General features: G+C 42.9%; 25 protein-coding genes. 18 read left to right on the forward strand and 7 right to left on the reverse strand.

All coding sequences use genetic code 11. From position 1 onward, the window contains the following. Positions 1 to 57: 57 nt before the first annotated feature. The 3 genes from L4C39_RS07555 to tkt form a co-directional block, all read right to left on the reverse strand. Positions 58 to 1,221, reverse strand: a complete 1,164-nt coding sequence (locus L4C39_RS07555) for a phosphoglycerate kinase (RefSeq protein WP_113795767.1) — start codon at positions 1,219 to 1,221, stop codon at positions 58 to 60. Positions 1,222 to 1,382: 161 nt separating this feature from the next. Continuing rightward, complete coding sequence (gene epd, locus L4C39_RS07560; protein ID WP_171757181.1) at positions 1,383 to 2,411, reverse strand: erythrose-4-phosphate dehydrogenase; 1,029 nt, start codon at positions 2,409 to 2,411, stop codon at positions 1,383 to 1,385. A 220-nt stretch (positions 2,412 to 2,631) separates the two neighbouring features. After that, complete coding sequence (tkt, locus tag L4C39_RS07565) at positions 2,632 to 4,626, reverse strand: transketolase (protein WP_371712328.1); 1,995 nt, start codon at positions 4,624 to 4,626, stop codon at positions 2,632 to 2,634. 379 nt (positions 4,627 to 5,005) lie between these two features. Between tkt and metK the strand changes: the two genes are divergently transcribed. The 8 genes from metK to ruvX all read left to right on the forward strand — a co-directional run bounded on the left by metK (position 5,006) and on the right by ruvX (position 11,650). Then, the gene (gene metK, locus L4C39_RS07570) at positions 5,006 to 6,160 is read left to right on the forward strand and encodes a methionine adenosyltransferase (protein ID WP_017054681.1); all 1,155 of its coding nucleotides are present in this window, start codon (positions 5,006 to 5,008) and stop codon (positions 6,158 to 6,160) included. A 395-nt stretch (positions 6,161 to 6,555) separates the two neighbouring features. Then, a complete protein-coding gene (locus L4C39_RS07575; RefSeq protein ID WP_017054682.1) occupies positions 6,556 to 7,353 on the forward strand; it encodes a DUF2189 domain-containing protein in 798 nt (265 codons plus the stop codon). A 66-nt stretch (positions 7,354 to 7,419) separates the two neighbouring features. After that, entirely contained in the window at positions 7,420 to 7,932 is a 513-nt protein-coding gene (locus tag L4C39_RS07580; protein ID WP_017054683.1) for a SprT family zinc-dependent metalloprotease, read from the forward strand. A 133-nt stretch (positions 7,933 to 8,065) separates the two neighbouring features. Further along, positions 8,066 to 8,764 carry an endonuclease gene (locus L4C39_RS07585; protein ID WP_029203573.1) on the forward strand — a complete coding sequence of 233 codons (699 nt, stop codon included), beginning with the start codon at positions 8,066 to 8,068 and terminating at the stop codon, positions 8,762 to 8,764. Between the two features lie 137 nt (positions 8,765 to 8,901). Next, positions 8,902 to 9,633, forward strand: coding sequence for a 16S rRNA (uracil(1498)-N(3))-methyltransferase (rsmE, locus tag L4C39_RS07590; RefSeq protein ID WP_429745229.1), 732 nt, complete (start codon positions 8,902 to 8,904; stop codon positions 9,631 to 9,633). Between the two features lie 13 nt (positions 9,634 to 9,646). Continuing rightward, entirely contained in the window at positions 9,647 to 10,594 is a 948-nt protein-coding gene (gene gshB, locus L4C39_RS07595) for a glutathione synthase (protein ID WP_017054686.1), read from the forward strand. Between the two features lie 58 nt (positions 10,595 to 10,652). Further along, positions 10,653 to 11,216 (forward strand): YqgE/AlgH family protein, encoded by a 564-nt coding sequence (locus L4C39_RS07600; protein WP_017054687.1) that lies wholly within the window; start codon positions 10,653 to 10,655, stop codon positions 11,214 to 11,216. Then, a complete protein-coding gene (gene ruvX / locus L4C39_RS07605) occupies positions 11,213 to 11,650 on the forward strand; it encodes a Holliday junction resolvase RuvX (protein ID WP_113795762.1) in 438 nt (145 codons plus the stop codon). The genes L4C39_RS07600 and ruvX overlap by 4 nt, the downstream gene beginning before the upstream one ends. A gap of 111 nt (positions 11,651 to 11,761) precedes the next feature. On the opposite strand, the gene L4C39_RS07610 is transcribed toward ruvX, so the two are convergent. Continuing rightward, positions 11,762 to 12,868 (reverse strand): PilT/PilU family type 4a pilus ATPase, encoded by a 1,107-nt coding sequence (locus tag L4C39_RS07610; RefSeq protein WP_429745231.1) that lies wholly within the window; start codon positions 12,866 to 12,868, stop codon positions 11,762 to 11,764. A 44-nt stretch (positions 12,869 to 12,912) separates the two neighbouring features. Continuing rightward, positions 12,913 to 13,950, reverse strand: a complete 1,038-nt coding sequence (locus tag L4C39_RS07615; RefSeq protein WP_017054690.1) for a type IV pilus twitching motility protein PilT — start codon at positions 13,948 to 13,950, stop codon at positions 12,913 to 12,915. Positions 13,951 to 13,974: 24 nt separating this feature from the next. Here L4C39_RS07615 and L4C39_RS07620 point away from each other — a divergent pair, with 24 nt between their 5' ends. From L4C39_RS07620 to hemW, 7 genes are read left to right on the forward strand one after another with little or no spacing between them, the layout of a single operon-like run. Beyond that, positions 13,975 to 14,676 (forward strand): YggS family pyridoxal phosphate-dependent enzyme, encoded by a 702-nt coding sequence (locus L4C39_RS07620; RefSeq protein ID WP_429745232.1) that lies wholly within the window; start codon positions 13,975 to 13,977, stop codon positions 14,674 to 14,676. A 32-nt stretch (positions 14,677 to 14,708) separates the two neighbouring features. Beyond that, entirely contained in the window at positions 14,709 to 15,527 is an 819-nt protein-coding gene (proC, locus tag L4C39_RS07625) for a pyrroline-5-carboxylate reductase (RefSeq protein ID WP_171757184.1), read from the forward strand. 43 nt (positions 15,528 to 15,570) lie between these two features. Then, positions 15,571 to 16,128, forward strand: coding sequence for a YggT family protein (locus L4C39_RS07630; protein WP_113795758.1), 558 nt, complete (start codon positions 15,571 to 15,573; stop codon positions 16,126 to 16,128). Then, positions 16,128 to 16,418, forward strand: coding sequence for a DUF167 family protein YggU (yggU, locus tag L4C39_RS07635; RefSeq protein ID WP_017054694.1), 291 nt, complete (start codon positions 16,128 to 16,130; stop codon positions 16,416 to 16,418). Before L4C39_RS07630 ends, yggU begins: the two co-directional genes overlap by 1 nt. Before the next feature lie 49 nt (positions 16,419 to 16,467). Further along, positions 16,468 to 16,899: a DUF4426 domain-containing protein gene (locus L4C39_RS07640; protein WP_136995797.1), complete on the forward strand. Its 432-nt coding sequence runs from the start codon at positions 16,468 to 16,470 to the stop codon at positions 16,897 to 16,899. Positions 16,900 to 16,937: 38 nt separating this feature from the next. Then, positions 16,938 to 17,534, forward strand: a complete 597-nt coding sequence (locus L4C39_RS07645; RefSeq protein ID WP_017054696.1) for an XTP/dITP diphosphatase — start codon at positions 16,938 to 16,940, stop codon at positions 17,532 to 17,534. Continuing rightward, positions 17,534 to 18,739, forward strand: a complete 1,206-nt coding sequence (gene hemW, locus L4C39_RS07650; protein WP_171757187.1) for a radical SAM family heme chaperone HemW — start codon at positions 17,534 to 17,536, stop codon at positions 18,737 to 18,739. Before L4C39_RS07645 ends, hemW begins: the two co-directional genes overlap by 1 nt. Positions 18,740 to 18,832: 93 nt before the next feature. On the opposite strand, the gene glsB is transcribed toward hemW, so the two are convergent. Together glsB and trmB are read right to left on the reverse strand one after the other, a co-directional pair. Next, positions 18,833 to 19,753: a glutaminase B gene (glsB, locus tag L4C39_RS07655; RefSeq protein WP_017054698.1), complete on the reverse strand. Its 921-nt coding sequence runs from the start codon at positions 19,751 to 19,753 to the stop codon at positions 18,833 to 18,835. Between the two features lie 118 nt (positions 19,754 to 19,871). Then, positions 19,872 to 20,591, reverse strand: a complete 720-nt coding sequence (gene trmB, locus L4C39_RS07660) for a tRNA (guanosine(46)-N7)-methyltransferase TrmB (RefSeq protein ID WP_017054699.1) — start codon at positions 20,589 to 20,591, stop codon at positions 19,872 to 19,874. A 165-nt stretch (positions 20,592 to 20,756) separates the two neighbouring features. On the opposite strand from trmB, the gene mutY reads away from it, so the two are divergent. The 3 genes from mutY (at position 20,757) to mltC (ending at position 23,322) form a co-directional block, all read left to right on the forward strand. Beyond that, positions 20,757 to 21,818, forward strand: a complete 1,062-nt coding sequence (mutY, locus tag L4C39_RS07665) for an A/G-specific adenine glycosylase (RefSeq protein ID WP_429745238.1) — start codon at positions 20,757 to 20,759, stop codon at positions 21,816 to 21,818. Positions 21,819 to 21,832: 14 nt separating this feature from the next. Continuing rightward, a complete protein-coding gene (locus L4C39_RS07670; RefSeq protein WP_017052517.1) occupies positions 21,833 to 22,105 on the forward strand; it encodes an oxidative damage protection protein in 273 nt (90 codons plus the stop codon). An 83-nt stretch (positions 22,106 to 22,188) separates the two neighbouring features. Beyond that, a complete protein-coding gene (gene mltC, locus L4C39_RS07675) occupies positions 22,189 to 23,322 on the forward strand; it encodes a membrane-bound lytic murein transglycosylase MltC (protein ID WP_017052516.1) in 1,134 nt (377 codons plus the stop codon). Positions 23,323 to 23,364: the final 42 nt, after the last annotated feature.

Below are 23,364 nucleotides of genomic sequence, written 5' to 3' on the forward strand. Positions count from 1 at the left end.
CTGTGATGTGCCGCAAACGTTAAAAGGCGAGATTCTCATCTCGCCTTTCTAAATCAATTATGCTTTTGCACGCTCTTCAAGCATTGCAACTGCAGGAAGTACTTTTCCTTCAACAAACTCAAGGAAAGCACCACCGCCAGTAGAGATGTAAGAAACGTCAGCTTTGATACCGAACTTGTCGATAGCCGCTAGCGTGTCACCACCACCAGCTACAGAGAAACCTGCAGACTCAGCGATTGCTTTAGAGATACCAGCAGTACCCGCTTCGAAGTTTTTGAATTCGAATACGCCTACAGGGCCGTTCCAAAGGATAGTTTTTGCGTTGCCGATGATTTCAGCAAGAGCAGCAGTTGAATCTGGGCCAAGGTCGAAGATCATGTCGTCGTCTTGAACTTCAGAAACGTGCTTGATTTCAGCTTCAGCGTTTTCGTCGAATGCTTTCGCACATGCAACGTCAGTCGCTACTGGGATAGCACACTCTTTCATTAGCTTCTTAGCAGTGTCAACTAGGTCAGCTTCGTATAGAGACTTACCTACGTTGTGGCCTTCAGCAGCGATGAATGTGTTCGCGATACCACCACCAACAACAAGTTGGTCAGCAATTTTAGATAGAGACTCTAGAACCGTTAGTTTAGTCGATACTTTAGAACCACCAACGATAGCCACTAGTGGACGAGCTGGGTTGTCCATAGCTTTACCTAGTGCTTCAAGTTCAGCCGCTAGAAGAGGACCAGCACATGCTACAGGAGCGTTTGTACCAACACCGTGAGTTGATGCTTGTGCACGGTGAGCAGTACCGAATGCGTCCATTACGAAAATGTCACATAGTGCAGCGTATTTTTTAGAAAGCTCTTCTTCGTTCTTCTTTTCGCCTTTGTTAAAACGAACGTTTTCAAGAACAACTAACTCACCAGCATTTAGTTCAAGACCATCTAGGTAGTCTTTTGCTAGTTTAACGTCACAATCTAGTGCGTCGTTTAAGTAGTTTACAACAGGAGCTAGAGAGAACTCTTCGTTGTATTCGCCTTCAGTAGGACGACCAAGGTGAGAAGTAACCATTACTTTCGCGCCAGCTTCTAGGCACAATTTGATAGTTGGTAGTGATGCAAGGATACGTGCATCTGAAGTTACTTTACCGTCTTTTACTGGTACGTTTAGGTCAGCACGGATGAAAATGCGTTTACCTGCAAGTTCCAGGTCAGTCATCTTGATTACAGACATTGTTTGTCCTCTCAAATTTAAATTAATAAAGTTTTTTGGAAACTCGGCAACCCTGCCAAGCCTAATAATTCTTCAAACTGGTTATTTTATGGGGGTACCTCATATTTATTTCAAGTGTTGAAATAAATTTTCTCCCCTCATCACCATAATGTTATTAAAAATTAACGCTTTGGTGATTTCATTACTAAAACGGTATCCAGCATCCGATTAGCAAAGCCCCACTCGTTGTCGCACCAAACAAGCATTTTAACTAACTGCCCGTTACTCACCCTAGTCTGTGAACCATCGACAATGGCGCTGTGAGGATCATGATTAAAGTCGATTGAAACTAGAGGTGCTTCAGTATAGTCAACAATGTCATGTAATGTACACTGAGATGCGTTAACAATGGTTTGATTTACGTCATTAACTTTCACATTTGTATTAATTGTGACACTTAAATCCATTGCAGTAACGTTGACTGTGGGCACTCTGACAGAAATAGCTTCGAATTTGTTAGAAAATTTCGGAAAAATCCTTTCGATACCTAAATGCAATTTTGTATCAACAGGAATGATGGATTGGCTAGCCGCACGAGTTCGGCGCAAATCAGAATGATAAGCATCAATCACTTGTTGATCATTCATTGAGGAGTGAATCGTGGTAATTGTTCCTGAATCAATACCAAATGCATCATCTAATACTTTAATGATCGGCACGATGCAATTTGTTGTACAGGAGCCACTTGAAACAACGCGATGTTCATCTTTCAGGGTGTCATGGTTCACACCATAAATAATAGTATTGTCTAAATCGTTGTCACCAGGGTGTGAAAATAGGACTTTTTTAGCGCCCGCGGCAATATGTTCTAAACCATCAGCTTTCGAACCATACACGCCAGTACAATCGAGTACGATATCGACATCTAAATCTCGCCAAGGAAGCAGATTGATTTCTGATAGGTGAAGGAGACGGATAGAATCAAATTCATCACTATTATGGTGAACATAAATATGTTCTTGATCGTGGGTGATCTTCTTACCAAAGCGACCATGGCTGGTATCGTATTGAAGCAAGTGAGCCATTGCATCCGGTTGAGCAAGTTCATTCACCGCAACCACTTTAATCTGTTGGCTCTTCCCGCTTTCGTAAACCGCGCGAAGCACATTGCGGCCAATTCGGCCAAATCCATTAATGGCGATTCGTATCATTGCTTTCTCATCCTTAATAACCGAGGCGTCAGTTTATAGCAGACAAGCTTTGACTGCATCTTATTTACATAACGACCCTAATGGTGAACCATTAAAAAATAGAGCACCTCGACTAAGAACCAATAAAAAAGCCCTCTCTAATAAAAGAGAGGGCTTTAGATTCTAATCACTCAAACCACACTGTTTGATTCGATACATGACACCAAACCAAACCGCTTAATTAAGCAAGCAGTTCTTTTGCTGTGTTTACTACGTTTTCAGTAGTGAAACCGAACATTTTGAACAGTTCACCAGCCGGAGCTGATTCGCCGAACGTTGTCATACCGATGATCTTGCCACCGAAACCAACGTATTTGTGCCAGAAATCAGCTATACCAGCTTCAACTGCAATACGTTTAGTTACCGATGATGGTAGAACTGCTTCACGGTACGCTGCATCTTGCTTATCAAATGTATCTGTTGATGGCATTGAAACAACACGTACAGATTTACCTTCAGCCGTCAGTTGAGCGGCAGCTTCTACTGCTAGTTCAACTTCTGAACCAGTAGCGATAAGAATAAGCTCAGGTTGACCAGCGCAATCTTTTAGGATGTAACCACCCTTAGCAATATTTGCTAGTTGCTCTGCGTCACGATCTTGTTGTGCAAGGTTTTGACGAGAGAAAATAAGCGCTGAAGGGCCATCTTTACGTTCAATTGCTAGCTTCCAAGAAACCGCTGATTCAACTTGGTCACATGGACGCCATGTGCTCATGTTTGGTGTTAAACGTAGAGACGCGATCTGCTCAACAGGTTGGTGAGTTGGGCCATCTTCGCCAAGACCGATAGAGTCATGGGTATAAACTTGGATATTTTGCACTTTCATCAGCGCAGCCATACGCATTGCGTTACGTGCGTATTCCATGAACATTAGGAATGTTGCGCCGTATGGTACGAAACCACCGTGCAGAGCAATACCGTTCATGATTGCTGTCATACCAAACTCACGCACACCGTAGTGAATGTAGTTACCAGCAAAATCATCAGCCGTTAAAGACTTAGAACCAGACCACATTGTTAGGTTAGAAGGCGCAAGGTCAGCAGAGCCACCCATGAATTCTGGAAGCATTTGACCAAACGCTTCTAGAGCATTTTGAGAGGCTTTACGTGAAGCGATATTTGCTGGGTTAGCTTGAAGGTCAGCAATAATTGCATTTGCTTTTTCTTCCCACTCAGCAGGTAAATCACCAGCAGTACGACGCTTAAATTCAGCCGCTAGTTCAGGGTATGCCGCTGCGTAAGCGTCAAATTTCGCATTCCAAGCCGCTTCTTTTGCTGCGCCTGCTTCTTGTGCGTTCCATTCCGCTGCAATATCTGCTGGAATTTCAAATGCACCGTGTTCCCAACCAAGAGCTTTCTTAGTTGCTGCAATTTCGTCAGCACCTAGTGGAGCACCGTGACAGTCGTGCGTGCCCGCTTTATTTGGAGAACCAAAACCGATCACAGTCTTAGTACAAATAAGAGTAGGACGAGGATCCGCTTTAGCCGCTTCAATTGCAGCATTGATTGCGTCAGCATCGTGACCATCTACTGCTGGAATTACGTGCCAGCCGTAAGCTTCAAAACGCTTAGGAGTATCGTCAGAGAACCAACCTTCAACTTCGCCATCGATAGAGATACCGTTGTCATCCCAGAAAGCAACCAGCTTACCAAGACCAAGCGTACCCGCTAAAGAACATGCTTCGTGAGAGATACCTTCCATCAGACAACCATCACCCATGAACGCATAAGTGAAGTGATCAACGATGTCGTGGCCTTCTTTGTTGAATTGTGCAGCCAGTGCTTTTTCAGCCATTGCCATGCCAACCGCATTGGTAATGCCTTGACCTAGAGGACCCGTTGTTGTTTCGATACCTGGAGCGTAACCATACTCTGGATGACCTGGCGTTTTAGAGTGTAGCTGACGGAAGTTTTTAAGATCTTCAATCGATAACTCGTAACCTGCAAGGTGAAGCAGAGAGTAAATAAGCATTGAACCGTGGCCGTTCGAAAGAATAAAACGGTCGCGATCTGCCCACTCAGGGTTTTGTGGGTTGTGGTTCAAGTGACCACGCCAAAGAACTTCAGCGATGTCAGCCATACCCATAGGTGCGCCTGGGTGGCCTGAATTTGCTTGTTGAACACCGTCCATGCTGAGTGCACGGATTGCATTGGCTAGATCTTTACGAGAAGGCATGTCTGCTCCTGAATACATAAGCGAGTAAAAAATAAATTAGGGGGCTGAACCATCACACGGATCCAGCGGCGCGTATTGTCTCAAAGCACCTACCCTACTGCAAACGTTTTACTGATGGTTTTATTGCACTTTTCGACTCTTTTTTTACATTTGTTCTAATTGACAGGCATTTAGCGCCTATAAAAAGCAAACGATTGGTTTGATGTTTTTTTCTACCGTCCATAATTTGAAGTAATAAGATAGTGCAGAAATAACTTGTAATTATAGCTATGAAATTTAGAATAGCCGTCTAGATGTAGAAACACCTACAAAATATACCCTATTTATTCGTTGTGAGTTGTTAATACTCTCAACCTAACTAATTGAAAGTGGAGCTCTCATGGCTAAGCACCTGTTCACCTCTGAATCTGTATCAGAAGGTCATCCAGATAAAATTGCAGACCAAATCTCAGATGCGGTTCTAGATGCAATTTTAGAGCAAGACCCAAAAGCGCGCGTAGCTTGTGAAACTTACGTTAAAACTGGCATGGTTATGGTTGGCGGTGAAGTAACCACTTCAGCGTGGGTTGATATCGAAGAGATCACTCGTGAAACAGTACGTGAAATTGGTTACGTGCATTCAGATATGGGCTTCGATGCTAACTCTTGTGCAGTACTAAACACGATTGGTAAACAGTCTCCAGACATCAACCAAGGTGTTGATAAAGCGGATCCTAAAGATCAAGGCGCTGGCGACCAAGGCATCATGTTTGGTTACGCAACAAACGAAACACCAATCCTTATGCCTGCTCCAATTACTTACTCTCACCTACTTGTTCAAAAACAAGCTGAAGTACGTAAGAGCGGCAAACTGGACTTCCTTCGCCCAGATGCGAAATCTCAAGTAACCTTCCAGTATGACCAAGGTAAGATTGTCGGTATCGATGCTGTCGTTCTTTCTACTCAACACTGTGATTCAGTAACAACAGCGGATCTTCGTGAAGCCGTTATGGAAGAGATCATCAAGCCAGTGCTTCCAACTGAATGGTTAAATAAAGACACTAACTTCTTCATTAACCCAACAGGTCGTTTCGTAATTGGTGGCCCAATGGGTGACTGTGGCCTAACTGGTCGTAAGATCATCGTAGATACCTACGGCGGCGCAGCTCGTCACGGTGGCGGTGCATTCTCTGGCAAAGATCCATCAAAAGTTGACCGTTCAGCAGCATACGCAGCACGTTACGTAGCGAAAAACATCGTAGCAGCAGGCATGGCTGACCGTTGTGAAATCCAACTTTCATACGCGATCGGTGTTGCAGATCCAACATCAATCATGGTTGAAACGTTCGGTACTGAAAAAGTATCTCACGACATCATCATTGAAGCGGTTCGTCAACACTTCGACCTACGCCCATACGGTCTACAAGAAATGCTTAACCTTCTTCAGCCTATCTACAAGAAGACGGCAGCATACGGCCACTTTGGTCGTGAAGAATTCCCATGGGAAGCAACGGATAAAGCAGACACGCTTGCAGCATTCGCAGGTCTGAAATAAGCATTCACACCTTAGCGTCTGGTAACAACTAGTTTCTGCTAACAAATCGTTATCAGTTAACTAATAGAAAGCTCTCATTATTAAATGGGAGCTTTTTTATTTACGGAACCAGATTAAACCTTGTTATTTGTAGGTCTAATTATAACTATCAGAATCTTTGAGTAAAATTCCGCATAAGCAACACATCCCTTTGCTACATAGCTCCAGCCAAAAAAAATAAACCCATCTTTATCCTGTCTAAAATTTGTATTTTGCAGTATCAGTGACAATAGTTAATGAGAAACTTAAGTCGTTATCATTATCAGTTTATTAGACGTTAGCTGAAAAATAGACGCTTAAAAAATCATAGTCATTGATTCAATTAACTAAGATTCGTCTTAAATCAGGGAGGATTTATGCCTCGAACAGTACATAACTCAGACTTTGAAAATAAAAAGCATCACGTCAAGAACAGCGAATATGCTCGTACCATTCCATGTAACCAACTCAGTGTTTCCGCCCCCTTTCATTGGTTATCTCTTGGCTTGCATGACTTTATTCGAATGCCCATCATTAGCGCGTTTTACGGCTTATGTTTTATGGCTGCCGCGATTGCGATTGTTCAATTAGTACAATGGCAAGGGACCCATCTTGTGGTGATGCCGAGTTTAGTTGTCTATATGCTCATTGGTCCATTCTTAGCTCTTGGGCTTTATGATGCTAGTTGGGAGCGAGAAAAAGGGCACGATGCAAGTCTATTTCACTCCATGAAAGCTATCCGTCGAAATTCAACCGCTCAATGGGCATTTGCAATATTACTCGCCGTTGCCATGATTTTCTGGATGCGTATCGCCGCACTACTTTATGCGCTATACCCTTCAGTTCAAGGTGCGCCAATTGCTGAGTTTGCTCCTTTCCTCATTATTGGATCTGCAGTTGGCTTTGTACTCGCCAGTGTCGTTTTCAGTATCTCTGCGTTTTCTATCCCGCTAATGATGGAACGCCGAGTGGATATGATGAGTGCCATTTTCTCTAGCTTCAATGCGGTCAAATCCAATATACCAGCGATGATCGTATGGGCTGCGATTATTTGTGGTGGCATCCTTATCGGTTTTGCCACCTACGGTTTTGGAATGCTATTTACTATGCCTATTTTAGGATATGGAACATGGCATGCCTATCACGCGACAATTAAGAAAAAACATCATCTATAGGTCTCCAGTATTAAACCCCAAAGATGATAGTATTTGGCCTTAGCTTCGGCACTAAGGCCTTTTTTTATGGGGAATATTTTGCAACACAACGAACTCACTTACTCAGCAACGAAAAAATTAGCCGAGTGTATTAGCATTGCGAGCAAAGCCTTCCAGCAACCTTTTACTATGCCAAAAATAAGCTTTCAATTAAGAGGAAAAGCCGCAGGAAAAGCCTACCTTCAACTTAATGAAATTCGTATTAACCCGATTCTTTTCAAAGAGAACCAACAAGCGTTTCTAGATGAAGTGATTCCTCACGAAGTCGCTCACCTCATCACCTATCAAGTGTATGGTCGAGTTCGCCCGCACGGGAAAGAGTGGCAAGGCGTGATGAATTCCGTATTTAATATCCCCGCCAACACAACTCACTCTTTTACTGTCACCTCTGTGCAAGGCAAGACTTTCGAATATCAATGCGGCTGTTCCAGTTACCCTTTAACGATACGCCGACACAATAAAGTCATTCGAAACCAAGCAACGTACCGTTGTCAGCAGTGTAAACAGACGCTCACCTATAGCGGTAAACAGCTCAGTTAATGCGACAAAAATATCGTTATTTATCGGAGGTCCATATTTTCTCTGCATGAACCCTAATGAGAATTATGTAATAGAGACTTTTATCATTTGAGTGGTAGACTGGTATTTATCATACTTTTACCAGTCTTTTATTATGAAAACTCTTGTATTAATGATCGCAGCTGTAGGGCTAATCCCTTCCATCGCTCTATCTGCCCCTCCTTCTTCATTTTCAAAAGCCAAAAGAGAAGCGGTTAAGATCTATTTAGATCATCCAACTAGCTTCTACTGTGGATGCGATATTACTTGGAAAAATAAAAAGAAAGGGGTCCCTGATTTAAAGGCATGCGGATACCAAGTTCGTAAGCAACAAAAAAGAGCCAGCCGAATCGAGTGGGAGCATGTCGTTCCAGCATGGCAGTTTGGCCACCAGCGCCAGTGTTGGCAAACTGGTGGGCGAAAGAATTGCACCAAAAATGACAAGATATTCAAATCAATGGAAGCCGATCTTCACAACCTTACCCCTGCGATTGGTGAAGTAAACGGTGATCGTTCTAACTATAACTTTAGCCAGTGGAATGGCGTTAATGGCGTAAGTTATGGGCAGTGTGAAATGCAGGTTAACTTTAAGCAGCGTAAAGTGATGCCCCCTGACAGAGCAAAAGGATCGATTGCTCGGACTTACTTATACATGAGTCAAGAGTATGGCTTTAAGCTGTCAAAGCAACAAACTCAATTGATGACGGCGTGGAATAAGAGTTTCCCGCCAGATGAATGGGAATGTGAGCGAGATAAGCGCATCTCTAAAATCCAAAAGAACCACAATCCATTTGTTGTTCAAGCTTGTCAATAAACTCACCTCGTTCTTATGGTGTAAAGCCATAAGAACTCATTCTAAATTATAAAGAGAGACTTGTTTTTTCACTGACTAGCATCCATGTTAGGCTGAGATATCGTATCCAAAAATAAAGCATTTATAGGTTTATCATAATGAGAGTCCCTCGAATTTATCGCCCAGAACTCATCCATGGGCTAGGCACAATTGCACTTTGTGAAGATGCAGCGGGTCATATTGGCCGCGTATTACGAATGAAGGAAGGCCAAGAGGTACTTTTATTTGATGGAAGTAACGCTGAATTTCCCGCAGTTATCACTCAAGTAAGCAAGAAACATGTTGATGTAGAAGTCACTAGCCGTGTTGAACGCAGCTCAGAATCCCCTCTCAACCTACATTTAGGTCAAGTGGTATCACGTGGTGATAAAATGGAATTCACCATTCAAAAGTCGGTTGAACTTGGTGTTAATACCATTACTCCACTGATCTCGGAACGTTGTGGCGTAAAACTTGACACGAAACGATTTGAGAAGAAACTGGCTCAATGGCAGAAAATTGCTATCGCAGCTTGCGAACAATCAGGGCGTAATATCGTCCCAACCATTCGCCCAATCATGCAACTTGAAGCTTGGTGTGCTGAAAATAGCGATGCTCTAAAGTTAAACCTTCATCCTAGAGCAAAATATTCAATCAATACACTTCCTGAACCTGTAGAGAAAGTTCGTCTGCTTATCGGCCCAGAAGGCGGCTTATCAGCTGAAGAGATCAGCATGACAGAACAATACAAATTTGAAGAAACTTTGCTTGGCCCACGAGTACTTCGTACCGAAACTGCCGCGCTTACCGCTATCACAGCCTTACAAGTTCGTTTCGGCGATCTAGGCTAACTGGAGAATAACAATGATCAAACTTGGCATCGTAATGGATCCTATTTCATCCATTAATATCAAAAAAGACTCTAGCTTTGCCATGATGCTTGAAGCACAGCGTCGCGGCTATGAAATTCACTATATGGAGATGGATGATCTACACTTAGATCAAGGCGTCGCCATTGCTGATACAAAAGTCGTTGAGCTAAAAGAAGATCCAAACGATTGGTACGAATTTAAGTCAGAGCAAACCATCGCTTTATCTGATCTTGATGCCGTGCTAATGCGTAAAGATCCTCCTTTTGATACTGAATACATTTACGCGACTTACATTCTTGAACGTGCTGAAGAAAATGGTGCTCTCATTGTCAACAAACCACAAAGCCTACGTGATTGTAATGAGAAGTTGTTCACCGCATGGTTCCCTGAACTAACGCCGACCACCATAGTGACGCGTAAAGCAGAGAAGATTAAAGCATTTAGAGAAGAGCACGGCGATGTTATCCTTAAACCGCTAGATGGAATGGGTGGTGCGTCCATTTTCCGTGTAAAAGCGGGCGATCCAAACGTATCAGTGATCATTGAAACACTGACGAACCATGGACAAAACTACTGCATGGCGCAAACCTTTGTTCCTGATATCAGCAACGGTGATAAGCGTATTTTAGTCGTCGATGGTGAGCCAATGCCATACTGCTTAGCAAGAATTCCAGCTAAAGGGGAAACTCGTGGGAATTTAGCAGCAGGCGGTAGAGGTGAAGCACGCCCACTGAGTGAAACCGACCTTAAGATTGCACAAGCAGTCGCTCCAACGTTAAAAGAGAAAGGCTTAATTTTTGTTGGCTTAGATGTTATTGGCGATAAATTGACTGAAATTAATGTCACAAGTCCTACTTGTATTAAAGAGATCGAAGCCGCTTTTGATATCTCAATTACAGGTAAATTAATGGATGCCATTGAACGCCGAATTAACGCATAACTCAATTTAGGCAGTACATATACTGCCTAACTCTCTTCCCTTTGATACAGGAATCGTTATGGACCTAACCAATCACTTTCTTGTGGCAATGCCCGGAATGCAAGACCCCTACTTTAAACGTACGGTGATCTACTTGTGCGAACATAATGAAGAGGGAGCAATGGGGTTAATCATTAATGCTCCTATCGATGTCACTGTAGGGAAAATGTTGAAACAAGTTGATGTGGATAACATCCACCCACAATTAAACGTAGAGAGTTTAGAGAAACCAGTACTTAATGGTGGGCCAGTATCTGAAGATCGCGGGTTTATTTTACACGAACCCAAAGATAGCTATGAATCAAGCATTCAAATGACGGAGAAAATCTCGGTCACAACTTCTAAAGACATTCTTAATGTATTGGGAACCGAAGCTGAGCCAAATAACTACTTAGTTGCTTTGGGCTACTCAGGTTGGGAACCGGGTCAATTAGAAGTCGAACTTGCGGATAATTCATGGCTAACTATTGAAGCCGATCCAAGCGTCATTTTTGAAACACCTATTAACGAACGATGGCAAAAAGCAGTGCAAATGCTCGGCATTGATGCTGCTCAACTGTCATCCCAAGCAGGACACGCATGAGCAACACAAAATCACGTTCAATTATCGCTTTCGATTACGGCACAAAAAGCATTGGTAGTGCCATTGGACAAGAAATTACAGGCACCGCAAACCCATTAAAAGCCTTTAAAGCTAAAGATGGTATCCCTAACTGGGATGATATCGAAAAAATGCTGAAAGAGTGGCAACCAGATCTTATCGTGGTCGGGCTTCCGACTGATTTAAATGGCAAAGACCTCGAAGTGATCACCGCTAGAGCGAAGAAATTTGCCAATCGAATTCATGGCCGGTTCGGTTATACAGTCGAACTGCATGATGAACGACTTTCAACCACTACAGCTCGTGAAGAACTATTTGAGATGGGTGGATACAAAGCGTTAAGCAAAGGCAATATCGACTGCCAATCTGCGGTTGTCATTCTAGAGAGTTGGTTTGAAGCTCAGTGGGGTGAGTAACCCTCACTCTTTGGATAAAACTCATCAGTAAAAAATAAGTTCTAGCGGATTTCCCCACTAGAACTTATTTAATTGAATTCAATGACTACAGCAAATCCCCGGCCTTAACCATTAATCCATTTCGATTTTTATGCCACTTAAGCTGCCACTGTCAGAATCTGTTTTGGACTGTGTTTTCAGCATTAAACGTAGGTCGTTCGCTGAATCAGCGCTATGAAGTGCATCTTCTTCATTGATCTTCCCTTCCGTGACCAACTTATAAAGTGATTGATCAAAGGTCTGCATTCCGATCTCTTGTGATTTCGCCATTGTCGCTTTTAACTCATGTAGATCACCTCGGCGGATCAAATCCGAGATCCTTGGGCTATTAAGCAAGATCTCAAATACCCCATGACGACCTTTTCCGTTTTTATCTCGAATCAGTTGCTGAGCCACAATACCTTTCAAGTTCATAGAAAGATCAAATAGGAACTGCTCTTTTTGCTCTTTCGGTACTAAGTGCAAAATGCGTTCTAAGGCTTGGTTAGCGTTATTTGCATGCAAGGTCGCCATACAAAGATGTCCGGTTTCAGCAAACGTCATCGCGTATTCCATAGTTTCTCGGTTACGAATTTCACCAATTAGGATCATATCTGGTGCCTGACGCAGTGAGTTTTTCAATGCCACTTCATAGCTATCCGTGTCTAAGCCAACTTCACGCTGCGTCACAATACAACGCTGATGTTCATGCACGAATTCAATCGGATCTTCTACCGTTAAAATATGTCCCGACCGATTGCTATTGCGATAACCTGTCATCGCAGCCATTGATGTCGATTTACCCGAACCAGTCGCACCAACCACCAGCACAAGTCCACGTTTTGCAATCGCAAGGTCTTGTAATACAACGGGCAATTTCAATTGATCAAACGTCGGGATCACCGTTTCAATACGACGAACCACCGCACCTGGCAGCTCTCGTTGGAAAAACGCACTCACACGAAAACGCCCAAAATCTCTCATAATCGCAAAGTTTGACTCACGGGATTGGCGAAACTCATTCTGACGATCGGCATCCATCATCGCATCAAGTAAGCTTGTTACCTGATCTTCTGATAGCTTTTCACCTTGTGGTCTTAGCTCCCCATCAATACGAAAGAGAATAGGAGCACCGACAGTAATATAAAGATCCGATGCTTTTTCTTCATTCATCCCCGCGAGGATTTGATTTAATTCCATGATTGTACTCGTCTCTTCTAACGCTAAATGGGGAGGTCAATTATTTAAAACAGTGAGGTTTCTATTTCAATTTTTTTCTGCACTTCTTCCAACTCAACCAAACCTTGAGCAATGAGCTGTTTCGAATTTTGCTCCATGGTTTGCATGCCATGAGCGGCGCCGGTTTGAATGATGGAGTACATTTGCGCGACTTTATCTTCACGGATCAAGTTACGAATTGCAGGGGTTGCCATCATAATTTCATGACACGCAACTCGCCCACCACCAATGCGTTTTAAGAGTTTTTGCGCAATAACCGCACGTAATGACTCGGACATCATTGAACGAACCATATCTTTATCACTGCCTGGGAAGACATCAATAATACGGTCAATGGTTTTCGCCGCAGAGCTGGTGTGCAACGTACCAAAAACTAAGTGTCCTGTTTCGGCTGCGGTTAACGCTAAGCTAATCGTCTCTTGGTCTCGCAACTCCCCCACTAAGATCACATCAGGGTCTTCACGCAAAGCTGAACGTAAGGCATTTTTAAAACTGTGGGTATCACGGTGGACCTCACGCTGGTTCACTAAGCTTTTGTTATTGGTGTGAACAAACTCAATCGGATCTTCAATGGTTAATATGTGCTTATTATGATGACGATTCACATAATCGACCATGGCCGCCAAGGTTGTCGATTTACCAGAACCAGTAGGCCCAGTAACCAAAACTAAACCTTTCTCATAATTAGCTATTTTTTCAAATATTTCCGGTGCATCCAACTGCTCTAATGTTGGGATCTCCACTGGAATAGTACGAAATACAGCTGCGCAGCCGCGTGCTTGATTGAAAGCATTCACACGAAAACGTCCAACTTGAGGAAGTTCAAATGAGAAATCGACCTCCAGCTTTTCTTCATATTCGCTACGTTGAGCATCGTTCATGATCTCAAAAACCAAACGATGTACATCTGCATGGCTAAAAGCTGGCACTCCAAGCTTTCTTACTTCGCCATCTATACGTACCATAGGAGGAACACCTGCAGAAAGATGTAGATCTGATGCGTTATGCTTTACACTAAAATCCAGTAATTCAGAGATATCCATTTATTTTCCTTAGTAAAGTCGACTATGAATAGTATTCAACAAAACATTAAACATATCACCTCACAGATTCGAAGCTGTGAGCAAAAGTGTGGACGAGCTCCAGAGTCTGTGCAACTTTTAGCCGTAAGTAAGACTAAACCATTAGAGGCAATCCTCGAGGCTGCGCAAGCGGGACAAGTCCGGTTTGGTGAAAACTATGTGCAAGAAGGTGTTGATAAAGTAAAACATTTTTCCGAACAACATTCTAATTTAAATTTTGAATGGCACTTTATTGGTCCAATCCAGTCCAATAAAACCAAACCAATTGCAGAAAACTTTCACTGGGTTCACACCGTATCTCGCGCAAAAATAGCCCAGAGGTTGAGCGATCAGCGTCCTGAAGGTTTACCTCCACTGCAAGTGCTAATTCAAGTAAACACCAGTGGTGAAGCATCTAAATCAGGCGCATCTGAGCAAGAAATATTTGAGATCGCAGAGTTGATTTCTTCTTTGCCAAACCTCACGTTAAGAGGGTTGATGTCAATTCCTGCCAATGTGACCGATCACAAATCTCAACTGGCTGCATTTAATCAACTCACACAAATTAACGATAAGTTGGCAGAGCAGTATTCCGGCTTAGATACACTCTCTATGGGTATGAGCGGAGATATGGACGCCGCCATTGAAGCAGGCAGCACAATGGTAAGAATTGGCACCGCATTATTTGGCGCTCGTGACTACCGCTAAGCTTGCACGATATAACATTAGGATTTTAATAGATGGATCATAAGAAAATTGCATTTATCGGAGCTGGTAATATGGCTCGCTCAATCATTGCTGGATTAGTAGCAAGTGGCTACCCAGCCGATCATATTACCGCGACAGCACCGTCTGAAACCAGACGAAAACCGCTAGAGCAAGATTACAAAATCCTAACCACAGACGACAACTTTGCAGCCGCCTCTCAAGCGGATGTTGTCGTATTATCAGTAAAACCACAGATGATGGAAGAAGTATGCAAACCACTTCAAGCGATCAATTATGGTAATAAACTGGTGATTTCTATCGCTGCTGGTATTTCAGCGACAAGACTCAATGAGATGCTTGCAACGGAACTAAACCTTGTACGAGTGATGCCAAATACACCATCACTGCTCGGCAAAGGCATGAGTGGTTTATATGCCTCTAGCAACGTGGATGAATCAAATAAAATGTTTGCTTCAGATCTAATGAGTGCCGTTGGTGAGGTATGCTGGGTAGAGCAGGAATCAGGTATCAACAATATCATTGCCGCTGCTGGCAGTGCTCCCGCCTATTTCTTCCTCTTTATGGAAGCAATGCAAGCTGAAGCGATTGAGCAAGGGTTTGATAAAGAAACCGCCAGACTCTTAGTCCAACAGTCGGCTTTAGGTGCCGCTGAAATGGTTGTCGCGAATCCTGAAACGGAACTCTCTACACTAAGAGAACAAGTGACATCAAAAGGCGGAACCACGGCCGAGGCACTACGTACATTTAACGAACATCAACTTTCAGATACGGTCGCCAAAGCAATGCAAGCCGCAGTATCTAGAGCTGAAGAGATGGAAAAACTGTTTTAATCAATCTCGTATCTTTACGAGTTATCTGTTTTAAGGGCTATTTATGAATTCAATGAGTTTTCTAATATCAACCGTTTTTGATTTATACATCATGGTGGTGATTTTACGTATTTGGTTACAAGCATCGCGGGCGGATTTCTATAACCCATTTTCGCAATTTATCGTGAAAGCGACTCAACCGATCGTTGCTCCATTAAGACGCGTTATTCCATCTATTGGTAGCCTTGATTTAGCTACAGTCATCTTTGCTTATGTATTGTGTGTAATTAAGTTTGTCGCACTCGTATTAATCGCGTCTAACGGTGCGTTTAGTTTTAGTCTCGACTTCCTATTCTTAGGTTTATTATCACTATTGAAAGCGGCAGGTGGTCTGATTTTCTGGGTTCTACTTATCCGCGCAATATTAAGCTGGGTAAGCCAAGGTCGTAGCCCAATAGAGTATGTATTCCATCAATTAACAGAACCAATGCTAGCACCAATTCGCCGTATTTTACCGGCTATGGGTGGATTTGATCTTAGCGTGCTTGTGCTATTTATTGGCCTTCAGTTTGCTAACTTCTTAATGGGCGACATTATTGGCCCTGTCTGGTTCCAACTATAATGTCATTAGCGGCTTGGAAAGATGGGCAGGATATTTTGCTACGGCTCTATATCCAGCCTAAAGCAAGTAGAGATAAAATTGTTGGGTTACATGGCGAGGAGCTAAAGATAGCGATCACTGCTCCGCCTGTGGATGGTAAAGCCAACGCCCACCTGACAAAATATCTTGCAAAGCAATTCAAAGTAGCCAAAGGCTTAGTTGTCATAGAGAAAGGCGAGTTAGGACGGCACAAGCAGATACGAATATGCGAACCAAGCCAAATACCTACTGATATTCAAGCCATCCTATGATGGCTTTTTATCATTTTATTCAGAGCAAATAATGAGTAAGGAGAACATCATGAGCAAATGGATCACGGTAGCCCTTTTAAGCCTACTCGCCTTTCCAAGTTGGGCTGGGCAATTCAAAAACATTAAAGATGCGGAAGTGCATTATGTCGCATTCAACTCGACATTTTTAACGCCAAAAGTAGCTCGCAGTTATGAGCTAAAGCGTAATGGATACTCTGCAATCTTAAACATTAGCGTGCTCGACAAATCATCCCTTGGCAAGCCAGCGACTCAGGCAAAAGTGAGCGGTTCTGTCAAAAACCTAATCGGGCAAATCAAGACGCTATCATTTAAAGAAATCAAAGAGGGTAACGCTATTTATTACCTTGCAGAGTTTCCGATATCTCATGAAGATAATCTAACCTTTACGATTGATATTGACGCTGGAAACGTGGGTTCTGGCCCTTTACGTTTCAGCCAAAAATTTTACGTTGAAGAGTAAACCTTCAATTTTTATCGAATACACAGACGAAAAACATTATGAAAAAATTAGTATTAGCGACTGGAAATCAAGGCAAGGTACGTGAAATGGCAGATCTTCTGTCTGAATTTGGCTTTGAGGTTTTCTCACAAAGCGAATTCAACGTTTCAGAAGCCGAAGAAACTGGCACGACATTTATTGAGAATGCCATCATCAAAGCTCGCCATGCAGCAAAGGCAACGGGCCTACCTGCGATTGCTGATGACTCAGGTTTAGAGGTCGATTTCCTGAAAGGTGCGCCTGGAATCTATTCAGCTCGTTTTGCTGGCGAGAACGCAACGGATCAACAGAACCTTGAAAAACTGCTTAATGAAATGAAAGGCGTTCCAACTGAGCAACGTAGCGCACGCTTTCACTGTGTACTCGTTCTGATGCGCCATGAAAACGATCCAACCCCGATTGTTTGTCACGGCAAATGGGAAGGAAGTATTCTTGAAGAAGCTCACGGTGAAAACGGCTTTGGTTATGACCCTATTTTCTGGGTACCAGAGGATCAATGCGCATCTGCCGAGCTAGAATCAACACGTAAGAAGCAACTTTCGCATCGTGGTAAAGCATTGAAAACTTTATTCTCAGCATTAGAGAAAAATCAATAATGACCAACCCAGCGGCAATAGATTCCAATTCGGCGGTTTTGATTCCACCAGCATTAAGTCTTTATGTTCACATCCCATGGTGCGTTCAAAAATGCCCTTACTGTGACTTTAATTCGCATGCATTGAAATCAAAAATTCCTGAACGTGAATACATTGATGCGTTGCTAGAAGATCTCGATACCGACATCAATCGCTATCAACTCAACGACAACCCACGCCCTCTGCACTCCATCTTTATTGGCGGAGGGACTCCAAGTCTCATATCGCCAGAAGAGATTCAGCGCTTGTTACAAGGCATAGAACAGCGCATTACCTTTAAATCTGATATTGAAATTACAATGGAAGCCAACCCGGGGACTATTGAAGCAGATCGATTTGCTGGTTATGAGAAAGCAGGCGTCACGCGCATCTCCATTGGGGTACAGAGCTTTGAGCAAGAGAAACTAGAACGCTTAGGTCGAATTCATGGAAAAGATGAAGCAATCAATGCCGCTCATCTGGCACATAAGATTGGTTTGAAAAGCTTTAATCTCGATTTGATGCACGGTTTACCCAATCAAACTATTGAGCAAGCACTCCTAGATCTCGACAAAGCCATAGAGCTTAATCCGCCGCATTTATCTTGGTATCAACTCACCATTGAACCGAATACGATGTTCCACTTTAAGCCACCGACTCTACCTGATGATGATGATTTGTGGGATATCTTCGAACGTGGGCATCAAAAACTCAATGATGCGGGCTATGTGCAATATGAAATCTCCGGCTACAGCAAACCGGGATACCAGTGTCAGCATAACCTCAACTATTGGCGCTTTGGTGACTACCTAGGTATTGGCTGTGGCTCTCATGGTAAACTGAGTTTTGCAGATGGGCGCATTACTCGTACCACCAAAGTTAAGCACCCTAGAGGCTACTTAGCCGCTTATCAGAACATGGTAAAGCCATATCTATCAGACGAATTTGAAGTACCCAAGGAAGATCGACCATTTGAATTTTTCATGAACCGCTTTAGGTTGCTCGAAGCTTGCCCTAAACAGGATTTCATTAACACTACGGGATTAAGTTTAGCAAGCATTCAACCAACGATTAATTGGGCGCTTGATAAAGAGTTCTTGAGCCAATCAGAGACTCATTGGCAGATCACTGAAAAAGGCAAATTATTCCTTAACGACCTTCTAGAAGCTTTTATGGCAGAAGAGTAAGCATTAAGAGACGATTTGATTCAAGGTACTCTTTCTAAATGAAATAAGTACCTTGTTCTCTTTTGGTTTTGCTAGGGAACATCTCTACTAACATTAAAAAATCGAACGCCCAATTTTTTCAGAAAATAGCTCTAATGCTTGAGTGCCAGCCAAAGAGTTTCCTGACGGATCGAGCTCTGGAGACCAGACAGCAATGGTCATCTCTCCTGGAACGATCGCAATAATTCCCCCACCGACACCTGACTTACCTGGCATACCAACTCGATATGCAAACTCCCCAGCGCCATCATAAAGCCCACAGGTGGCTAAAAGCGCATTTAACTGTTTGGTCTGCGTTGGCGTAACAATCTGTTTGCCTGTTTGTACCGAAACACCTTTATTGGCTAGATAACTGAAGGTTTTGGCCAAATCCACACAACTCATTTTGAGCGCACAAGCATGAAAATAGTTATTCAACACAGGAATGACGTCATTATCAAAATTACCAAAAGCACGCATTAAGTAAGCGATGGCTGCATTTCTATCGCTATGCATCATTTCTGAAGCCGCTACGACCTTGTCATAGACAATATGAGTGTCACCCGACAGTTGACGTGCAAACTCTAATAAACGTTGTCTCGGAGCAGAGAGGCGACTGCTGAGCAAGTCTGCCACCACAATAGCACCTGCATTAATAAATGGGTTGCGAGGAATACCTTGCTCCATCTCAAGCTGGATCATCGAATTGAACGCCTGACCAGAAGGCTCCTTTCCAACACGATCCCAGATCTCTTCTGGCTTATAAAGCACCATCGCCAGCGTTAAGCTAAGTGCTTTCGAAATAGATTGAATCGAAAAAGCTTCATCAGCATCACCAGACTTAATCACTTCACCATCATTGGTATAGACCGCCATTGCCAGTTTCTGGTTCGATACTTTTGCAAGAGCAGGAATATAATCAGCAACTTTCCCTTTGCCAATCAATGGACGAACTTCTTCTAGAATATCCGTCAACAATTGTTCTGTCGGCTTCATCTTCGACCTATTATTTTTATTAATTTGTAGAGTTCAAAGGGCAAAAAAGCCAACATATTCAATCATGTTGGCTTTCTAATTCTGGACTACAAGCCCGAGTATTGATTACTCGATGGCGCTACTTTACGCGCTTGTATTTAATATCCCAAACACCGTGGCCAAGTCTGTGACCGCGTGCTTCAAATTTAGTTAAAGGACGTTCGTCAGGGCGAGGAATGTAATCACCATCTTCCGCGATGTTCTCAAAACCTGGAGCTACGTTCATCACTTCAATCATGTGTTCTGCGTAATTTTCCCAGTCTGTCGCCATATGGAAAATACCAGTATCAAGTTGCAGCTTACCGCGAACCATCTCTGCAAACTCGGCCTTAACGATACGACGCTTATGGTGACGAGCTTTGTGCCATGGGTCAGGGAAAAACAGTTGCAGGGTATGCAGGCTGCTATCTGGGATCATGTGTTCAAATACTTCGACAGCATCGTGACACATTACGCGTAAATTGGTGACACCCGCATCACGAGCAGTACCTAAACATGCACCAACACCCGGGCTATGGACTTCGATACCCAAGAAGTTTTTCTCAGGCGCGTTCTTTGCCATTTCAACCAGTGATGCACCCATACCGAAGCCAATCTCTAGTACAACTGGGTTATCGTTGCCAAATACTTCTTTCCAGTTAAGAAGTTCTGGGTTGTAATCGATACCCATTGTTGGCCAACATTCATTCATCGCGTTCTCTTGGCCTTTTGTTAAGCGGCCTTCGCGACGAACAAAACTACGGATCTTTCGAACCAGTTTGCCATCTTCAGTATATTCGTTAGTGGTCACTTCACTCATTGGTTTTTGCCTGCACATTGATTAATCAAAGCGGGGATTATCCAAAGAATTGCCTCTGGTGCAAGTCTTTCTATCGATAAATACCCATACAATTTGTCTGTTTTACATCCAGTGTTAATTGTGGTGCAATTTTAGACCTAATAAAAGTAAAACATCGAGCTTGTCGTGACCCCATTCGCAAACGCCATTTTGAAATGGTATGACGCCTACGGTAGGAAGAACCTTCCATGGCAACAAAATAAAACCGCTTACACCGTTTGGCTATCGGAGATCATGCTCCAACAAACCCAAGTAACAACGGTTATCCCCTATTATGAGCGTTTCCTTGAACGTTTTCCGACGGTCATTGATTTAGCCAATGCTGAACAAGATGAAGTGTTGCATTTATGGACTGGGTTGGGCTATTACGCTCGAGCTCGAAACTTGCATAAGGCTGCCAAGATTGTTGCCGAGCACTATGGTGGTGAATTTCCGCTTTCTATCGAAGAGATGAACGCGCTACCAGGCATTGGACGATCTACTGCCGCTGCCGTGCTGTCTTCGGTTCATAAACTCCCCCATGCGATCCTTGATGGCAACGTCAAGCGCACCTTGGCGAGAAGCTTCGCAGTAGAAGGTTGGCCCGGGCAAAAGAGAGTCGAGAGCCAGCTTTGGGAACACGCAGAGACACATACTCCAAACAAAAACGTTGATAAGTACAACCAAGCGATGATGGACATGGGGGCGATAGTTTGTACTCGTAGCAAGCCTAAATGTACGTTGTGCCCAATTGAAAGCATGTGTGAAGCTAAGAAACTCGATAGACAGCTCGATTTCCCAGGCAAGAAGCCTAAGAAAGAAAAGCCAATAAAAGAAACGTGGTTTGTGATTCTATACCACGACAATCAAGTATGGCTAGAACAACGCCCTCAAACTGGTATCTGGGGAGGACTGTTCTGTTTCCCTCAAAATGAAAACGCTGAGATCGAACATCAGTTAGATCTTCGGTCAATCAAAGACAATGAAACCGATTCGGTCAAGACAATGATCGCGTTTAGACATACGTTCAGCCACTACCACTTAGATATCACACCTGTATTAGTAAAATTAGATAAACAACCAAATTTGATAATGGAAGGGACTAAAGGTCTCTGGTATAACTTGTCTCAACCTGAAGAAATTGGCTTAGCCGCTCCCGTAAAGCAGTTATTAGAAAGCCTACCTTTTGAATTAAATACCCATCAATAAATTAAGGAGTCACCATGAGCCGCACTGTATTTTGTGCTCGACTAAACAAAGAAGCTGACGGGTTGGATTTTCAACTTTACCCTGGCGACTTAGGTAAACGCATTTTTGACAGCATTTCAAAAGAAGCTTGGGCGCAATGGCAGAGTAAGCAAACGATGCTGATTAATGAAAAGAAACTCAATATGATGGATCCTGAACATCGAAAACTTCTTGAAACTGAAATGGTTAACTTTCTCTTTGAAGGAAAAGAAGTCGTAATCGAAGGTTATACTCCACCGAGTGAGTAATTCAGTTTCTATCTGATGTGAATAATGACATCATTGCCTAGTTTTCACGCTATGGCATGGTGTCATTTTTATTTGAGGAGCGTATGAAAAAGCTAGTCTATTTCTTTATTTCAATGTCACTTGTTGGTTGCAGCCGAGAATTCATCGAAGGTTTATATGATGTCAATTATGAACCCACTAACCGTTTTGCAGGCAACCTTGCTGAATTACCAGGTCAATTTGAGAAAGATACTGGAGCACTAGATGCTCTGATCAACAGCTTCTCAGGTAACATAGAAAAACGCTGGGGAAGTAAAGGGATAAAGATCGCTGGAAAAAGTAACTATGTGAAATATATAGACAATTACCTCAGTCGATCAGAGGTTAATTTCAGCAAAGGTCAAATTATTGTTGAAACGGTTTCGCCTACCGATCCTAAACAACACCTAAAAAATGCGATTGTTACCACTCTTCTTACACCTGACGATCCTGCTAATGTAGACCTGTTTTCATCGAAAAGCATCAAGCTAGAGGGGCAACCTTTTCTTTATAAGCAGGTTGTCGATCAAGAAAAAAAACCGATTCAATGGTCATGGCGAGCCAACAAATATGCTGATTACCTTATTGCCAACAACCTCAAAGTAAAAAACGTCGATTTCAAAAAAGCTTACTATGTTGAAATCCCGATGGTGGCTGATCACGCAGATAAGAGAAGCTACAAATACGCAGACATTGTTCGTCGGGCCTCTATGAAATACGACATCCCAGAAGATTTGATCTATGCCATTATCAAAACAGAAAGTAGCTTCAATCCCTATGCGGTTAGCTGGGCTAATGCGTATGGTCTTATGCAAGTGGTACCCAAAACGGCAGGCAGAGATGTATTTAAGCTGGTCAAAAATAAATCAGGCCAACCTTCACCTGAGTATTTATTTAACCCAGAGACCAATATTGATACTGGAACCGCGTATTTTTATATCCTAAAAAACCGTTACCTTAAGAGTGTTAATCATCCCATCTCTTTAGAGTACAGCATGATCTCAGCTTACAACGGTGGAACCGGTGGCGTTCTCAATACGTTCAGCAAAAACAGAAAACGAGCGATGAACGATCTCAATTCACTGCAACCTAATCAAGTTTACTGGGCGTTAACCAAAAAGCATCCAAACAAAGAATCACGCAGGTACTTAGAAAAAGTAACGAAATACAAGAAAGAATTTAACTCTGGTGGAACCTAAATAGCACACTCGCTTAAAAATAGAGCGAACAACAACTAATTT

Source organism: Vibrio clamense, assembly GCF_050337905.1.
Lineage (GTDB): Bacteria > Pseudomonadota > Gammaproteobacteria > Enterobacterales > Vibrionaceae > Vibrio > Vibrio cortegadensis.

Excerpts from the sequence above, each read along its gene's own strand:
- L4C39_RS07555 (WP_113795767.1), bottom strand. The coding sequence starts at position 1,221 with ATGTCTGTAATCAAGATGACTGACCTGGAACTTGCAGGTAAACGCATT.
- epd (WP_171757181.1), bottom strand. The coding sequence starts at position 2,411 with ATGATACGAATCGCCATTAATGGATTTGGCCGAATTGGCCGCAATGTG.
- tkt (WP_371712328.1), bottom strand. The coding sequence starts at position 4,626 with ATGCCTTCTCGTAAAGATCTAGCCAATGCAATCCGTGCACTCAGCATG.
- metK (WP_017054681.1), top strand. The coding sequence starts at position 5,006 with ATGGCTAAGCACCTGTTCACCTCTGAATCTGTATCAGAAGGTCATCCA.
- L4C39_RS07575 (WP_017054682.1), top strand. The coding sequence starts at position 6,556 with ATGCCTCGAACAGTACATAACTCAGACTTTGAAAATAAAAAGCATCAC.
- L4C39_RS07580 (WP_017054683.1), top strand. The coding sequence starts at position 7,420 with ATGGGGAATATTTTGCAACACAACGAACTCACTTACTCAGCAACGAAA.
- L4C39_RS07585 (WP_029203573.1), top strand. The coding sequence starts at position 8,066 with ATGAAAACTCTTGTATTAATGATCGCAGCTGTAGGGCTAATCCCTTCC.
- rsmE (WP_429745229.1), top strand. The coding sequence starts at position 8,902 with ATGAGAGTCCCTCGAATTTATCGCCCAGAACTCATCCATGGGCTAGGC.
- gshB (WP_017054686.1), top strand. The coding sequence starts at position 9,647 with ATGATCAAACTTGGCATCGTAATGGATCCTATTTCATCCATTAATATC.
- L4C39_RS07600 (WP_017054687.1), top strand. The coding sequence starts at position 10,653 with ATGGACCTAACCAATCACTTTCTTGTGGCAATGCCCGGAATGCAAGAC.
- ruvX (WP_113795762.1), top strand. The coding sequence starts at position 11,213 with ATGAGCAACACAAAATCACGTTCAATTATCGCTTTCGATTACGGCACA.
- L4C39_RS07610 (WP_429745231.1), bottom strand. The coding sequence starts at position 12,868 with ATGGAATTAAATCAAATCCTCGCGGGGATGAATGAAGAAAAAGCATCG.
- L4C39_RS07615 (WP_017054690.1), bottom strand. The coding sequence starts at position 13,950 with ATGGATATCTCTGAATTACTGGATTTTAGTGTAAAGCATAACGCATCA.
- L4C39_RS07620 (WP_429745232.1), top strand. The coding sequence starts at position 13,975 with ATGAATAGTATTCAACAAAACATTAAACATATCACCTCACAGATTCGA.
- proC (WP_171757184.1), top strand. The coding sequence starts at position 14,709 with ATGGATCATAAGAAAATTGCATTTATCGGAGCTGGTAATATGGCTCGC.
- L4C39_RS07630 (WP_113795758.1), top strand. The coding sequence starts at position 15,571 with ATGAATTCAATGAGTTTTCTAATATCAACCGTTTTTGATTTATACATC.
- yggU (WP_017054694.1), top strand. The coding sequence starts at position 16,128 with ATGTCATTAGCGGCTTGGAAAGATGGGCAGGATATTTTGCTACGGCTC.
- L4C39_RS07640 (WP_136995797.1), top strand. The coding sequence starts at position 16,468 with ATGAGCAAATGGATCACGGTAGCCCTTTTAAGCCTACTCGCCTTTCCA.
- L4C39_RS07645 (WP_017054696.1), top strand. The coding sequence starts at position 16,938 with ATGAAAAAATTAGTATTAGCGACTGGAAATCAAGGCAAGGTACGTGAA.
- hemW (WP_171757187.1), top strand. The coding sequence starts at position 17,534 with ATGACCAACCCAGCGGCAATAGATTCCAATTCGGCGGTTTTGATTCCA.
- glsB (WP_017054698.1), bottom strand. The coding sequence starts at position 19,753 with ATGAAGCCGACAGAACAATTGTTGACGGATATTCTAGAAGAAGTTCGT.
- trmB (WP_017054699.1), bottom strand. The coding sequence starts at position 20,591 with ATGAGTGAAGTGACCACTAACGAATATACTGAAGATGGCAAACTGGTT.
- L4C39_RS07670 (WP_017052517.1), top strand. The coding sequence starts at position 21,833 with ATGAGCCGCACTGTATTTTGTGCTCGACTAAACAAAGAAGCTGACGGG.
- mltC (WP_017052516.1), top strand. The coding sequence starts at position 22,189 with ATGAAAAAGCTAGTCTATTTCTTTATTTCAATGTCACTTGTTGGTTGC.